This is a genomic window from Pseudomonas sp. 01L34, assembly GCF_056400265.1.
In genome coordinates this window covers 65,621-79,876 of record NZ_JBFTSX010000012.1, presented here as the reverse complement: position 1 = coordinate 79,876, position 14,256 = coordinate 65,621, and the positions used below count along the sequence as shown (strand labels likewise).

At 56.9% G+C, this 14,256-nt stretch carries 16 protein-coding genes and 1 pseudogene; 10 read left to right on the top strand and 7 right to left on the bottom strand.

Annotated features, from left to right (window positions below; genetic code table 11):
• Nucleotides 1-43 precede the first annotated feature (43 nt).
• Genes AC1DQM_RS28620 through AC1DQM_RS28610 form a run of 3 tightly spaced genes read left to right on the top strand, consistent with a single transcriptional unit; the run spans nucleotide 44 to nucleotide 2,945 of the window.
• Nucleotides 44-1,540, top strand: a complete 1,497-nt coding sequence (locus AC1DQM_RS28620; protein ID WP_477747173.1) for an MFS transporter — start codon at nucleotides 44-46, stop codon at nucleotides 1,538-1,540.
• Between the two features lie 6 nt (nucleotides 1,541-1,546).
• Nucleotides 1,547-2,578, top strand: coding sequence for an HlyD family secretion protein (locus AC1DQM_RS28615; RefSeq protein WP_018930039.1), 1,032 nt, complete (start codon nucleotides 1,547-1,549; stop codon nucleotides 2,576-2,578).
• 55 nt (nucleotides 2,579-2,633) lie between these two features.
• Entirely contained in the window at nucleotides 2,634-2,945 is a 312-nt protein-coding gene (locus AC1DQM_RS28610) for a DUF7693 family protein (protein ID WP_086944911.1), read from the top strand.
• On the opposite strand, the gene AC1DQM_RS28605 is transcribed toward AC1DQM_RS28610, so the two are convergent.
• Nucleotides 2,934-3,512: a hypothetical protein gene (locus tag AC1DQM_RS28605; protein WP_477747172.1), complete on the bottom strand. Its 579-nt coding sequence runs from the start codon at nucleotides 3,510-3,512 to the stop codon at nucleotides 2,934-2,936. The genes AC1DQM_RS28610 and AC1DQM_RS28605 overlap by 12 nt on opposite strands.
• Nucleotides 3,513-3,656: 144 nt before the next feature.
• Between AC1DQM_RS28605 and AC1DQM_RS28600 the strand changes: the two genes are divergently transcribed.
• Both AC1DQM_RS28600 and AC1DQM_RS28595 read left to right on the top strand, forming a co-directional pair.
• Nucleotides 3,657-4,097, top strand: coding sequence for a hypothetical protein (locus tag AC1DQM_RS28600; protein ID WP_086944913.1), 441 nt, complete (start codon nucleotides 3,657-3,659; stop codon nucleotides 4,095-4,097).
• Nucleotides 4,098-4,134: 37 nt separating this feature from the next.
• Nucleotides 4,135-4,398, top strand: coding sequence for a hypothetical protein (locus tag AC1DQM_RS28595; RefSeq protein WP_140393623.1), 264 nt, complete (start codon nucleotides 4,135-4,137; stop codon nucleotides 4,396-4,398).
• A 103-nt stretch (nucleotides 4,399-4,501) separates the two neighbouring features.
• Here AC1DQM_RS28595 and AC1DQM_RS28590 read toward each other — a convergent pair whose 3' ends face one another.
• Nucleotides 4,502-5,131, bottom strand: a complete 630-nt coding sequence (locus AC1DQM_RS28590) for a hypothetical protein (RefSeq protein WP_477747171.1) — start codon at nucleotides 5,129-5,131, stop codon at nucleotides 4,502-4,504.
• Nucleotides 5,132-5,380: 249 nt separating this feature from the next.
• Between AC1DQM_RS28590 and AC1DQM_RS28585 the strand changes: the two genes are divergently transcribed.
• Both AC1DQM_RS28585 and AC1DQM_RS28580 read left to right on the top strand, forming a co-directional pair.
• Nucleotides 5,381-5,653 carry a hypothetical protein gene (locus AC1DQM_RS28585; protein WP_064618589.1) on the top strand — a complete coding sequence of 91 codons (273 nt, stop codon included), beginning with the start codon at nucleotides 5,381-5,383 and terminating at the stop codon, nucleotides 5,651-5,653.
• A gap of 211 nt (nucleotides 5,654-5,864) precedes the next feature.
• Nucleotides 5,865-6,350, top strand: coding sequence for a hypothetical protein (locus AC1DQM_RS28580; RefSeq protein WP_477747170.1), 486 nt, complete (start codon nucleotides 5,865-5,867; stop codon nucleotides 6,348-6,350).
• A gap of 218 nt (nucleotides 6,351-6,568) precedes the next feature.
• Here the strand turns inward: AC1DQM_RS28580 and AC1DQM_RS28575 are convergent, their stop codons facing one another.
• The gene (locus AC1DQM_RS28575) at nucleotides 6,569-7,849 is read right to left on the bottom strand and encodes a haloacid dehalogenase-like hydrolase (protein WP_018925648.1); all 1,281 of its coding nucleotides are present in this window, start codon (nucleotides 7,847-7,849) and stop codon (nucleotides 6,569-6,571) included.
• Nucleotides 7,850-8,113: 264 nt separating this feature from the next.
• Between AC1DQM_RS28575 and AC1DQM_RS28570 the strand changes: the two genes are divergently transcribed.
• The gene (locus AC1DQM_RS28570; protein ID WP_085717995.1) at nucleotides 8,114-8,884 is read left to right on the top strand and encodes a DeoR/GlpR family DNA-binding transcription regulator; all 771 of its coding nucleotides are present in this window, start codon (nucleotides 8,114-8,116) and stop codon (nucleotides 8,882-8,884) included.
• A 164-nt stretch (nucleotides 8,885-9,048) separates the two neighbouring features.
• On the opposite strand, the pseudogene AC1DQM_RS28565 reads toward AC1DQM_RS28570, so the two are convergent.
• From AC1DQM_RS28565 to AC1DQM_RS28555, 3 genes and pseudogenes are all read right to left on the bottom strand, one after another.
• Nucleotides 9,049-9,564 (bottom strand): annotated as a pseudogene (locus AC1DQM_RS28565) (transposase); the annotation flags it as partial.
• A gap of 380 nt (nucleotides 9,565-9,944) precedes the next feature.
• Complete coding sequence (locus AC1DQM_RS28560) at nucleotides 9,945-10,280, bottom strand: c-type cytochrome (RefSeq protein WP_477744485.1); 336 nt, start codon at nucleotides 10,278-10,280, stop codon at nucleotides 9,945-9,947.
• A gap of 771 nt (nucleotides 10,281-11,051) precedes the next feature.
• Nucleotides 11,052-11,948 (bottom strand): LysR family transcriptional regulator, encoded by an 897-nt coding sequence (locus AC1DQM_RS28555; RefSeq protein WP_477747169.1) that lies wholly within the window; start codon nucleotides 11,946-11,948, stop codon nucleotides 11,052-11,054.
• A 101-nt stretch (nucleotides 11,949-12,049) separates the two neighbouring features.
• Between AC1DQM_RS28555 and AC1DQM_RS28550 the strand changes: the two genes are divergently transcribed.
• Nucleotides 12,050-12,712: an NADPH-dependent F420 reductase gene (locus AC1DQM_RS28550; protein ID WP_086945143.1), complete on the top strand. Its 663-nt coding sequence runs from the start codon at nucleotides 12,050-12,052 to the stop codon at nucleotides 12,710-12,712.
• Nucleotides 12,713-12,863: 151 nt separating this feature from the next.
• Here AC1DQM_RS28550 and AC1DQM_RS28545 read toward each other — a convergent pair whose 3' ends face one another.
• Nucleotides 12,864-13,139 carry a DUF2798 domain-containing protein gene (locus AC1DQM_RS28545; RefSeq protein ID WP_477747168.1) on the bottom strand — a complete coding sequence of 92 codons (276 nt, stop codon included), beginning with the start codon at nucleotides 13,137-13,139 and terminating at the stop codon, nucleotides 12,864-12,866.
• 131 nt (nucleotides 13,140-13,270) lie between these two features.
• On the opposite strand from AC1DQM_RS28545, the gene AC1DQM_RS28540 reads away from it, so the two are divergent.
• Entirely contained in the window at nucleotides 13,271-14,212 is a 942-nt protein-coding gene (locus tag AC1DQM_RS28540; RefSeq protein ID WP_018925644.1) for a LysR family transcriptional regulator, read from the top strand.
• The last annotated feature ends 44 nt before the right edge of the window (nucleotides 14,213-14,256 follow it).

Below are 14,256 nucleotides of genomic sequence, written 5' to 3'. Positions count from 1 at the left end.
CCCTGCTACCGCAGCGCCCGTGGCCAAGCCCTCGATACGCCCAATGGCAGGTCTCGTCGGGATTTTTCTCGCGGCCATGATGGCGGGTTTGAACACCCGCGTCGGCGCATTGGCGTTGGCCGATGTACGCGGTGCACTCGGTTTTGGCCTCGACGACGCCTCCTGGCTAACCACCGCGTACAGCGCCGGGGAATTGATTGCCATGCCCTTTGCGGCGTGGTTTGCCATTACGCTATCGCTGCGGCGCTTCGAACTGTGGATGCTCGGCAGTTGTGCACTGCTGGCGGTGATCCTGCCCTTCATCCACGATCTGAACCTGCTGCTGACCTTGCGCTTTGTGCAAGGCATTGCCTGCGGCACGACGATTCCGTTGCTGATGATGGCGGCGCTGAAATTCCTGCCAGCGCCCATCCGGCTGTATGGGCTGGCGCTGTATGCGATGACCGCGACCTTCGCGCCCAATCTCTCGATCTGGCTGGCCGGGTACTGGACGGATGGGCTGTTCGACTGGCGCTGGGTGTACTGGCAGATCATTCCCCTGACCCTCATCGCCGGATTGTTGATCGGGTGGGGACTGCCTCGGGAGCCCATTCAGATCCCACGCTTTGGGCAGGCCAATTGGTCCGGCATGGCCTGCGGTGTGCCCGCGCTCGGCTTGATCACCGTCGCACTGGATCAAGGCGTACGGCTGGACTGGTTTCATTCGCCCTTGATCACCTTATCGCTGGTGGCCGGACTGGCACTGCTGGCCGTCTACCTGCTGACTGAGTGGTATCACCCCTCACCGTTCATCAAATTGCAGATTCTCGGCCGCCGCAACCTGGGGCTGGGCTGCATTCTGTTTGTCTGCCTGTTGGTGGTGCTGATGTCCAGCTCACTCTTGCCGGCCAGCTATCTGGGCCCGTTGCAGAACTACCGACCCCTGCAAATGGCATCGATCGGTTTGATCGTCGCCTTACCGCAACTGGTCCTGGGGCCTGTCGTGGCGCTGCTGCTGTATCAGAAGCGGGTCGATGCGCGCATCGTGTTCACGTTGGGGTTGTTGTTGATCGCACTGGCATGCTTCTACGGCGCGCAATTGACCTCCGACTGGAACCGCGAGCAGTTCGTCGTGGTGCAAACTTTGCAAGCCTTCGGCCAGCCAATGGCGGTGGTATCGATGCTGTTTCTGGTCACCAGCGTTGTGCAGCCCCCCGAAGGACCTTATGTGTCCGGCACCATCAACACCCTGCGCGCCTTCGGTTCACTGGCCGGTGCGGCAGTGGTCGGACAGCTGATGACCGTGCGCGGTCGTTTCCATGGGGAAATGCTGCTGGACCATGCGGCCCTGGCAGATAACGCCCTGGCGCTTGAGCCTTCGCAACTGATGGACCTCATCGGCCAGCAGTCGCAGGTGCTGTCGATCGCCGACGCCTATCGCGTGCTGGGCATTCTGGCACTGGTGTTGATTCCTCTGGTGCTGCGGCTGACCTACATCCCCGCACCCGACGTGCGCGCGGCCTCACCCTCTACCTCTCCTTCATCTTCCTCACACGGATAACCCATCATGGCCTTGCCAAAGAAAGCCAGGATCATCAGCGCGGTGCTACTGCTTGCAGTGGCGATCGGCGGTGTTCTCTATCTCAATCGCCCCGAATCCAGCGCATCGACCCAGTCCACGGACGATGCCTATGTCCACGCCGACTTCACCACGGTCGCACCGCAGGTGTCGGGAACGGTCGACTCAGTGATGGTCGAAGACAACCAGCTGGTCAAGAAAGGCGATCTGCTTGCGATCATTGACGACCGTGATTTCGTTGCGGCCCTGAACGCAGCGAAGGCCGAGGTTGCCAGTGCCCGGGCCGGCATCGCCAGCCTGCAAGCGCACCTGATTCAGCAGGAAACCGCCATCCGCCAGGCCCAAGCGGCCGTTGCCGCAGACGACGCTGCGCTCAAGCTGGCCAGCGTCAATCAGACCCGTTATCGCAACCTGGCCACCGACGGCTCGGGAACGGTGCAAGCGCGGCAACAGGCCGAAGCGCAATTGAGCATTCAACAGGCCCGTGGGGAAACGAGCCAGGCGGGTTTACAGGCCGCTCGGCAGCAAGTGGATATCCTGAAAGCTGATCTGGAGAAAGCCAGGGCGGCTCTTGCCCACGCGCAAGCCGCACAAGCCACCGCAGAGCTGAAACTTTCCTATACCCGCATCACTGCGCCGATCGGCGGCACGATCGGGCAGAAATCGGTACGTATCGGCGCCTTCGTCAATGCAGGGAAACCCTTGCTGGCGATTGTTCCGCTCGATGCCGTCTATGTCACGGCCAACTACAGGGAGACGCAACTGGCGCGCGTACAAAAGGGTCAAGCCGTGGATATCGAGGTGGATGCCTTGCCGGGCGAGACGCTGCAAGGAACGGTGGACAGCCTGGGACCGGCCAGCGGAGTCACCTACTCCGCCGTCGCGCCACACAACGCCACTGGCAACTTCACGAAGATCGTCCAGCGCTTGCCTGTACGCATTCGTATCGATCCCGATCAGCCCGCGGCGGCGAAGCTGCGAGTCGGCATGTCCGTGACGCCGAAAATCCGTATCCGGTGATATGACGCCGGCGTGTCTCGTTACAATGCTCCAAAAGCTACTCCCAAGAATGAGAATGACCTTGCAGAGCCTAACCCCGACACCCGCCCTCACCGCCCGCGAAGTCTGCCAACGCCTGCGAGACGCCGCCCTGGAAGTCCTCCCGTTGCGGCGCCTCCACGAACCGTGTGAACCCGGTCAGGTACAGGTCGATATCGAAGGCTGGCGTCTGACCCTCGACTTCGACGGCAACCGCTTGCACCACTGCCAACACTGCCGGAGTCCGGACGGTCGCGAGGGAACACTCCAGGCCTGGCGTTACGGCACTGACCCGGTCAGTTTACTGAGCACCTGGGAGTTGGCGCAGGTTGAGCGACTATTGAGATAGCGACGACCCGTCCACCGGCGAGGAGCAAGTTGGAATATTGGCCGTAACGTACTGGATCACCTCTTCAAGCGTGTCTATGTCTGGAGCATTGCTCACTAACGCTTGCGGGCGGCACCATGGGTAATCCAGATGCGATAGCCACTCCATGATGCAGTGCAGATCAGTCGCTGGCAGGGTTTTCATGTGCTCGATGGTGATAGTGAGCCTCTGGACAAGCCCCGACTCGGGGCTGAACTGCCATTCATACAGACCGCAACCGACCCGAGCGTCGCCAGAGTGCTTGTCGGACATGCCGACCAGCCATTTGCACTGGAATGTTTTGGCCTGCGGTTCAGGTGGGTGTCCCAGGCAGAAGGTATAAACGTTTTCGAAGGTCTGGCCGAACCGCCTGACCAGCACATCACCGATAGGCCCAAGGCCTTCGACGTGGGGTGGAAACGAGATGGATCCGGTGCGCACGACCATGTCCAGGATCGCGTCTGGCGTAAAGGCCTGGTCTAACAAATGTGGACGGTTGCCGTCCTTGGCTTTGATGTACTGTCGAATCGATAGTTGAGCAGTGTTCATTGTGTGTCCGTCGCATCCATTCTTGGTTGAGAGCCGCCTCATGCGCGGCTCACATGACTCGCCTTTACAAAGCACTATTCCATAAGTCCCCCACAATAGGAAAAAGGCAGCGATGGTTACTTTCTGGCAAAGGGACTCAGCCTCATGATGCGTCGTGTCGGCTTTTTGCTCATCGGGACTCTCGGACTGGCACTGATCCTGCCTTGGGCTGCCTATTGGGTCGGTCTGAGCAGAATTTCGCAGTATCCTTCGCCCCCCTCTCAAGCTATATCCACTGCGCAACGTGAGTGGGTATGGAGCCTGGCCAAAGGCTCAGGCGAGCCGGTAATAGTGCAGTTGAGCCCGTACTCATATCTGTACGACCTTTTCATTTTGAAAGGTAACAACGATAGGAAAATGCAGGTCGCCTGGTGGGTGGCCTCTGAACACTTGATCAAACAGGACTCAACACAGCGAATGCTGTGGTGGCACCTGTCCGGCGCGGCTCTGACTATATGGTTAACCAGAAACTGGACAGATCAGCAGATAACAGCAGCGGCTTTCGTCGCCCTTCAGCAGCGGGGCGAGGTATATGGTGGTCACTAGCCAACAAAGCATTGGGGAAGCGCAATGGGAGGCATAAATGCTCAGGCTGTTCCTGTTATTGACTATTTTGTGGTGTGTATTCATATCGACTGCAATGGCGTTTGCACCGGAACGCGTGCTCGCTTATGTACAACGAAGTCGTATCTGGATGTGGTACATGAAAACCATATTCAGTATTACAAGCGAATCCCTTGGTAGTAAAACGGCTGTTCGATGGGTACGCATTCAAGGAGGAATCGGTTTGATTGCGGCACTGCTGGCGCAATATGTCTGGCTTGTTCATCCTGCCTCTAGCCCATAGGCAGCCGTTCAAGGTGGCCATATCCGTTGTCTGACTGCCTCAGTACGTGAAGCTGCCTCTGATCAGAAGCAGCTATTTGCCAGAAGCGATATCAACAGTGCGGCTAGCAGCTGGTTGTTTGACCCGCATCAATCCTATTGATGCGCCCGTTGTCCGACCGGGTCCACAGCCAGTTATACACGTCGTATCCGCCTTCGCACTTGCCTTGCTTTCTGCCCTGGAAGTCGAAAGTCCGCCATGCGCCATTCTGATGTGAAGGCATCCCGAGCACTCTTTGAATATCTATATCTGTAGAACCTGGCCATAGGTGATTGGCAAATGACACAGGATGCAACTGTGCCGGTAACGCAGGACAGTCACTGCTCGGCTGTGCAGTCTTGAGTTTTTCGGCGACAACACTGGTCACATAGTGGCTGTCCCCGCCCATCTCGGCATTCGAGATGATCCATATCCGCACGCCGACACTTGGCTGGGTGAAGCACAACCAATACACACTTGCACCTGCATCGCCTCGATGTGCGAGGGTGCCAACGGAAGCTTCGCTCATCACCTGCGCTAGCGTTGTTTTCTCGAATTGAATGACGAACGCCCCAAGCGTAGCGCCTTGCGAAGGGGCCTCCTTCAGAGTGGCCGGCCATTCGATCACATCGAATGGGCCCATGGGCGGTGGAACAGCGGCTGTCGCGCTACAGGCGATGCTGAACGATCCGAAAAATAGCGATGACCGATTCATTGCGCGCCTCCGTTTGACTACCAACACCTCAGATCTTAGTGAACGCGATGAATTTCTGCCCTTCACGACCGGCTGCAAACGGCCATTTGCGGTCGCTCAACCGCCCGCCCTCGCTTAAGTACTAGCCGAGTGATATACCGCTGTTGGGTCTAATGCATGGCAAAAACAGGCAGTCGTATGACGCGATTCTCAATTTATAGCGGGTTGGTTTTGGTGGGCTACTCGGCGCTCGATTACGGAGATCCCCCCATGGGCGTTGCTTCAGGCCAATTCGAACCTGCCGATGGGTACGCTGCTATCCAGAACGAGTGCTCAACGAACCACCACGATCAGACCGTTCTGGATCTTTCTGTTCAGACAGAAGCGGGTCTGGTAATTACATGTGAGGGTCTGGCCATCCTGGATTACTCCAAAGAGTTCCCGTCGCCTTGCATCGAAGTGAACATTTTCGGTATTCCATATCCTCTCTATGGTGAGCTGTTTCCTCAGCAGGTCACTCTGTATGAGCGTCAATTCAGCTAATCGGAATGCCCCGTCTGTGTCCGTTTCGGATCGAAAGCTACCCCTCAGAGCCATCCCTTCCCGCCCAAAGCATTGACCATCCGCTCGCAATCAGTTTTCAGTTGGGTTAATAACGACAGATTGGCTCAACCTTGGCCAACACCTCACAATCATCTAGGGGGCATCGGCTCATCGGAAATGCCCCGTCCCTTGCAAACGATAGGCACGCCACGTGAATTTTTCCGAATACTTTGCAACTAACGATGGATCGCTCCCTGAGGTTGTGGTGACGTATTCAGATTCGTCGTTTGTACCGCAGGCATTTCAATATCTGTTCGATCATGGCGCGAAAAATGTCACTGTTGACGGCGGCTACCTTTGGATCAAAGCATCCCAAAGTGGGAAGCCATTCTCCGGCCCTCAGGATGCTTTGCTTGTAAGCTCAGGAGCAGCAGAGGCATTCCACGTCGTTCTCGGTGGGCTGTACGGCACCCGGGGTCAAATACCAGACCTTGGTGTTTACGTTTTCACTAATAGCCTCACATTGGACTATCGGATGGGGGCTCAGTGGGGACAAGATCAGATCTACTCATTGTTGGAGCTACTGCGGCAGCTAAGAGACCTCGGCGGCGTTATATCTATCCCATGGTGGGGAGCTGAGGGTGAACACGACTTCCTTGCAGCCCTGAAGAGCCCCGAAAAAATTATTCACACCTAAATTTACCGCGGGTCGTGACAGGCAGAAATCGGCCAAAAACGGTCTGTGGGGCGCGCCTCGTAATTCCAGGGCCACTCACAATTTTGACTCGATACGACTGACTCACTCGGGCCGGTAGCGGTAACGACTTTCCGACGCAGAATCATCATTCCCGCAGGTACAAGGCGAGTTGCACTGCGGCTCGCGGATGGCCGCCGGCCACCCGCGAGCCAGTGCCATCAAGCCAGCAGCTTAAGCTCATCTTTACCGTACTTGAGCGATTTCTCGTCTGGAATCATCAGGCCAGTGTGCTCGTTGCGCCCCTGCAGGATGAAGCGGGCGTTCGGGGTGCCCAACTGGGTAGCGGCCTGCTGGCTGTCGGCGCCGATCTCACCCTTCTTCATGCGGTTGACGATCACCCCCACCGCCGTATCGTTGAAGTCGCGCAGCATCCAGGCATCGCCATCGCTGTCGCCAGCCACCAACACCGGGCCATAGCCCTTCTGTTTAACCAGCACGTTCTTGATGCCGACGGTCTTGCCCGGCCCGTAGTTGAAGTGCCAGTCCGGCTGATAGCGAGTGGTGTACTTGCCGCCTTCCATCGCCATGCGCAGGCCGATCACGTTCTCAGGCGGCACGTCGTATCCGTAATGAGGATTGCCCGCAAACACGCGTACCACATCGTCGATCGAGGCGGTGCTGACATAGACGTCGATGCCGTTGGCACGCAGCGTGTGCATCAGGCCGCGGATTTCCTCATGGATGCGGATGCCATGGAAGTGCGTATCCGCCACCACCCCGGCCTTGCCCGGCAACGTGCGTGAGCTCTCGTACTTGACCTTGCGCAGTGCGTCGCCGATGGCGTAGTTGTTGGAAGCCTCGGCCATCGCCTGCAACTCAGCCGTGGTCATGTTCTTGTAGAAATACAGAATCCACTTATAGCCGATCTCCACCGGGTAACTGTCGCAGATCGCGTCGTACATAAAGTAGAGCTTGGCGAGAAAATCCTTGTACTGCTCGCTGGCCTGAATCTCTTCCAGGCTCTTGTCGCCGGCGAGCCCCTTGTAGTTGGCGTGCAACCAGCGGTAATCCGCTTCTACGTCGCTGGCGATGTCTTCCATCTTGACCGGCTTGCCGTCCACCGTGGTGTAGTCCTTCATGAACGCGCCGTTCGGCACGTCCTGACGCACCACCTCAGCGAACTCATCGGGCGTCAGCTTGTACTGCAGATGATTGATCTGGTAGACCAGCAGCGCTTCTTCGCAGTCGTTCATGATGCAGGTGTTGTCCCAGTCGAACACCGCGTACGGGCGCTGGTCAGGGCGGTAGGACGCGCTCTTGACGCCGTGCTCATCGATCACCGCCTGCAGACGCTTTTGGTTGAGCGGCGACCAGCGCGCCGGGTCCAGCGCACTTGGTGTGGCCGGGGGCGTGGCGGCTTGCGTTATGCGGGACGACAACAACAGCGGACTGACAACGGAAACGGTGGCGAGGGTGTTCAGAAACTGGCGACGCTGCATGGCATAGCTCCTACTTCTAAATGAGAGGTTACAACCGAGGCGATGGCGAAAGCGTGTTTCGAAATGCGGACGAGGGGAAGAAACCGTCCGGCCACGAGGCTAGCTCCAAATACACAAAAAAACAATAATGCCTCAATATCACACAAACATGACGCGCAGGCTGCGCCAACCCAATGATCACGAGGCCGCGCCAAACTTGACAGCGACTGACGCCTCTCCACAATGCGTGCTCGGACAGCGACTCGAACAGCAGGGACACCCGGTATGTGGCAAGAAGAGCGTTACCAGCGGATCCGCGCACTACTATCGACTTTGCAGCGCGTCACCACCGACCGCATCGTCACGGAGCTGAACGTTTCACGCGAGACGGTGCGACGCGACCTGGTCGCTCTGGAGGAACAGGGAGAGTTGAAGCGGATACACGGCGGCGCCATCCGCGTTGAGGACGAAGCGCCCATCGCCGAGCGGGCGAACATCAACGTCAAATTCAAGCGTGACCTCGCGCGCGCAGCGGTCAGTCTGCTGTCGCACGGACAGACTGTGTTTATCGACGCGGGCACCACCACCGTCATCCTCGCCGAAGAGCTGGCCAAGCTGGGAGGGCTGACCGTGATCACCAACTCGTTCAACGTGGCGCTGCAATTGCGTAATCCCGCTGTGCCAGGCGGCCAGCACAACGAGGTGATCGTACTGGGCGGCTCGCTCGGCGACCGTGCTCCCGCTACGGTTGGCGGCACCACGGTGGCGGAAATTGGCCGCTATCGGGCCGACCTCGCGCTGTTATCGCCCGTCGGCATCGACGCCCAGCGCGGTGCCAGCAACTACGACCACCGCGAAGCCGAAGTGGCGCGCGCCATGGCCGACAATGCCGAAGGCGTGGTCATCCTCGCCGACTACAGCAAGATCGGCGTGGAGAGCCGCGTCGCTTTCTGCCCGCCAGAACGCATCGACGTGCTCATCACCAACCACAAGGCCAGTACCGAAGCGGCGTTCGCCGCACTGAACGCCAAGCTCAAACGTATTGTCCTGGTGTAGCAGTGGCTCGGCGGTTGCAACAGGCATTGATGCAGCGTGATGCTCCAGTGCGGCGCAACCGGGTAGATCTTGCACGACGCGACTCTCGGCGCGGGCAAACTGACCGTAACTGCATTGGCTGCGATCGCTTGCAATGGGTCGATTCTGTTGAAAAAGTCGGATTTTCAACTGGCCTGAACGCAGGCACGGCTACCACCAGAGAACCGCGGTAAAAGTTTGGCCAGACGTCGCAGGTTCTGTACCGCGGCCGCCAGCGTGAACTCATCGGACGCGCCACTCATACCACGTAGTCGCAAGCGATCCAGTTTCAAGATGCACTTGAGGTGGGCAAACAACATTTCGACCTTCTTGCGTTCGTGGCGAGAGCGCACGTACTCCGGTGTCACTGCAATGCGCCGAGCCACATCCCGCGCGGCTTCATGGACACTGCGAGCGATCTTGCGAAACGAAGTGTTCGGGCAGCACCGGGCTTTCATCGGGCAGTTCACGCAGTCGGTTTGCCGGGATCGGAAGATGATGGTGTTGGCTTTGGTAACGTGCGAGCGCTCGTTCTTGAAGGCTCGCCATTCGCTGCGCAATGCGTTGCCGGCTGGGCAGCGGTATTCCTCGGCCTCCTCATTCCAGTGGAAATCATTGCTCGAAAAGCTGTCGTTCTTGCGCTCGGTTTTGTCCCACACCGGAGCCCTCCATAACAGCCTCCCGACCTAACGTAGCCGCCAATGCTAACAGTGCTAAATGACTTCTTACGATAGCCCGCAGCCTAGATCTGGCCGCCAGCTCCATTCGTACTGCTAGATACCTTTGGCGCGTTTAGGTTTGTGGGATGCTAACCACCTTTCTGCTCAGCGTCGATGAAGCTGCCGAAGATTCGAAACATAGATGTCAGGTATGGCCACTTCTCCTTTGAACCAGGAACGCGTAGCAGCCAAAAAAATGGCCCGCATGCGGGCGGGCCAAATGGGGATTATTCAAAGGAGCAGGGGTAATCTGCGCTCCATTCTGTGAGCACTGCGTGAAAAGCATGTCGCCGAAACGAAAGCATTCGGTCGAAGCAAACACACTACTTTTGCTGATGCAGGTATTTCTGAATTGCATCAATTTCAAGTTTGCTTGGCTTTACACCGCTGTCAGATTTGAAGCTAGCGCTAGCCCAATGCGGCATTGGCGCCTTCAGAGGCTTCCCATGGTCGTCGATACCGCTCAGCACTGCTCGCTCAAATACTTTTGATTTCCACTCACTGGCATCTCCGGCCAGCTTAGGTGCCGATCCTCCCGTGCCTCGAGGCCCGTGACAAACAACGCAGTTATCTTGAAAAAGTGTTTCTCCATCTGGCGGTGATGCTATTGCCGATGAGCAGGTGAGTAGGGTTATGAACGTCAGAAATGCGCATTTCATTTTAGGCTCCTGGCGACCCAACAATGCCGTGAGCTGCTTAGGGGCGCTAAGTGAGAGCGTAGCAGGAGGCGAATGGTGATGGGCGAGAGGACTTCAAGTAGCGAATCCCGACACTGGGCCGGACTGCTTTCTCATGCGTGCTGGATTAGCTTGATCCGCCGCTGGACTGCGGTAAGCGACTCGCCAGCCTCCTTGACGGCTGATCTTATCTCATTCTTGGAATCCACAATTTTTTTGTGCCCAGTACTTAAGCTCGCTACCGTCCTTAAGGTGAACTCTGATCTCGTCTGTGCCGCAAATGTGTTTGCGCTGCTCCATAGGGCTCTCCGTGTCTTGTTCATGATGTGAGGCGATTAAAGGATTTTAGGTATTCGGCGCGAGTACGCGCCGCTTAGCTATCCAGTCGTGCAGATATGCAGAAAAAGCGGCCCATTTGGGGCACTGGAGTTTTAGCGATTGACTGCTTCTGGCCGATTCTGTTGAAGAAGTCGGCCATGGTTTGCGTATCAGAAAAGTACGCGTCCGAGATTGAAATCTTTACTTTTTGCAGTGGCTTCCGGACTCAGATTTCACGTAGCAGCGTGCAAAAAAGGTGTTTTCACCAGTCAATGATCAGGCAGTTTGGGCAGACCGACTTTTTCAACAAAATCGGTCGTTCACTGCCTTTGGCGACAGGCAACAATCGGCCCAACAGCAGCCAGTCAATGAAGCAGTAGCCTGCGACCGCGATCAATCACAATTCAATGCGGCTGAGACAACTCAAAAGCTTGCTCAAGGAGCACCAAAGCGGACGAGCGCAGCCTCGATAAATCGTCGGAGTTTGGCAGTTCTCTGACGATTGGCCGTGTAGAGCAAATGCATTTGTCGGCTCGGTGCTTCGTAATCAGCTAACAGTCGAACCAACTCACCGCTGCGCAACGCGGGCTCAAGAAAGTCTTCGGGACCAAGGACGATCCCGAACCCGTCCAGCGCTGCCGACAGCAGTGCTTTGCTCTCGTTGACCTGCAATCGACTGACGACTTGTACCCGTTCAACTGCGGAGCCTTTGCAGAATACCCATTCGCGGTCGGCCGGCCGGGACCAATAGGCATACCCCAGACACTCATGGTTCTTCAGATCATCCGGTATTTGCGGCACTCCGCGGTCGGTCAAGTAGCTCGGTGCCGCACAGGCTACCAACCGATAAGGTGCCAACGGCCTGGCGGTCAAACTGGACGCGGTCAACGGGCCAATTCTGAAAATCACTTCATAACCCTCCTCCACCAGATCGACGAAGCGATCGGTCAAATGCAGATCGATTTCGACTTCCGGGTGTTGACGCAAAAACTCCGTCACAAAAGGCATGAGGCTATAGGAACCGAACGTGACGGGAGCGCTGATTTTCAGTTTGCCGCGCGGGGTGTCGTTCATGATCTGCGCCAGGGAGTCGGCTGCCTGAGCCTCGCTCAAAATGTGCTTACAGCGTTCGTAGTAAGCGCTGCCCAACTCAGTCAGGCTCTGGCGTCGGGTGGTCCGGTTCAGCAGCCGCGCACCTAGCCGCTGCTCAAGCGCGGCAACATGCTTGGCCACCATCTGCGCCGACAGGCCCAATCGCTCGGCAGCACTGGCATAGGAGCCGGATTCCGCCGCCATCACAAACGCTCCCATGCTCGTCAGACGGTCCATCATTCAACACTCCTGGTAACGAGACTAAGTAGCCGATGATTATTTATCTGCTGTTGGTTGGCAATCATCATGGTTTCTTCTTACTTAACCAGCGGAGCAAGGACATGCGTATCGGCATTATTGGGGCAGGCTTCATCGGACGTGCAGTGGCGCAATTGGTCATCGCCGCGGGACACGAGGCGATGCTCAGCAATTCACGTGGGCCACAGACCATGAGCAGCGTGCGCAGTGGCATTCCTGGCAGTCAGGTCGGCACTATCGAGGACGCAGCACAATTTGGCGAAGTTGTACTCGTGGCAATTCCTCTTGAGCATTACCGAAGCGTGCCAGCCAAGTGGCTAGAGGGCAAAACCGTGCTGGATGCCAATAATTACTACCCGGAGCGCGACGGTCACATTGCCGCTCTCGACCGATTCGAAACCACCACCAGCCGCTTGCTCGCCGAGCACCTGCCCCACTCCAGCGTGGTCAAGGTGTTCAATGCAATCCTCGCCCAGGACCTGGTGCAGGACGCGCGCCCGAAAGCAGCGCCCGACCGACGCGCACTGCCGATCGCGGCGGATGATCCGGCGGCGAAAGCGCTGGTGATCAAGTTACTGGACGAGATTGGATTCGACGCGGTAGATGCGGGCAGTCTTGATGAAAGCTGGCGATTCGAACGGGCTAAACCCGCCTACTGCATACCGCTGGATAAAGAGGGGTTGAAGGTTGCCTTGGCTGCGGCCCATCGGCAGGTCGAATTGCCCGAGGGATCGTGGCGTCGCTGAATAGCCCACAACCTGCTGGATCGAGAGAAGACTCGAAGCTGACTGCGGACAGTGTCAGCTTTAGGTCGACTCCGACCTATGGCGGCCGGCAACAGTCGACCCAATAGGGTTGTCCACAACGCCCCGTCAATTGGGCCGCAAGCGGCCGCCCTTAACGATGTGGGTGTACAGTCAAAGACACCAGTTTGAGCACAATGGGGCGAACGACGAGTATGCACAGGAATGCCACTGGCATGGCCAATTTATAGGCGTGCAGCGCATTACTTAGGTAATCATTCTCAATACCGGAATTTGCCGCGGTGATCACGAATGACATCAAGAGCGCCATGATGGTGGCCATATACAGTGCGAAAACATAAGGCGTAGCGCGAACCGAGAGCTTGCGTTGGTTGAAATATAGAGCTTTAGAGGATGTTTTTGGATTCATATCAGACCTTTTTGATCTTCGATTGGTAGGTGATGAACACCATAGCAAGATCAAAAATTAGCAACTAGACGGCTAGCAGTGGTTGCTTTATAAACAAAATCTTATGAATGACTCTTCTCGCTGGAACAAAGATGAACCTGTTAGGGGCGATTGCTAGCTTTATCAAAGTGGTTGAAGCGGGCTCCATCGTGGGCGCGGCCAAAACCCTGGGCGTCAGTGCGGCAGCCATTAGCCAGACCCTAAATCGCTTGGAAACCCACCTGGGTACGCGCCTTCTCCAGCGCACCACGCGTAGCATGGCGTTAACCGAAAGCGGCATGGTGTACTACGAAAAAGTGAAACGTATAGCGCGTGATCTCGAATCGGCGCAAAGCGCGATCACCAGCGCGCAGACTCAACTCCAAGGGCGACTGTGCATCGCTTCTACCTCCGCTTTCGGGCGGCATGTGTTGGCGCCACTAATCGCCGGCTTCGCTGCACGTTACCCACGCCTGATACTTGAACTCTCAACCACAGATCGCAAAATTAATCATATTCAAGAAGGCATTGATCTGAGCCTGCGGATAAAACCACAACTAGAAGAGGGGATCGTCGCTCGCAAGATCGTTTCAGTCCCTTTTATCATCTGCGCGTCACCCATCTATTTGGAACGAGCCGGCTGGCCACGCGATCCTGAAGAACTCCAGCACCACGCCTGTCTACCGTTTCGCTACCCGCTAGACGGACGCTTTCTACGTTGGGGTTTTATCCGGGATGGGCAACGTTACGACGCTACTCTCAATGCGACCGCAATCAGCGACGATGTTGACGCTCTAGCCCAAATGGCCGTCCGTGGCGCGGGAATAACCCGTTTGGCGGAGTTCGTGGCGGCGCCCTTTATCGAAAGTGGCCAACTCGTTCCTCTGTTTGAACATCGCCACGCTTCAACTTATGCCTACGCTGAACCGCTCGATATTTATGTATGCGTCCAGGAACGCGCCGCCATCACACCCAAGGTCAAAGCTTTTATGAATTATTTGACTGAACATCTGGAAATGCGCTGGCCGATGGAAAATACCTTTACGGCGTCCTGATACGGTGCTTTGCCGCCTTTATAAATTCAATGGCCAAACTTTGC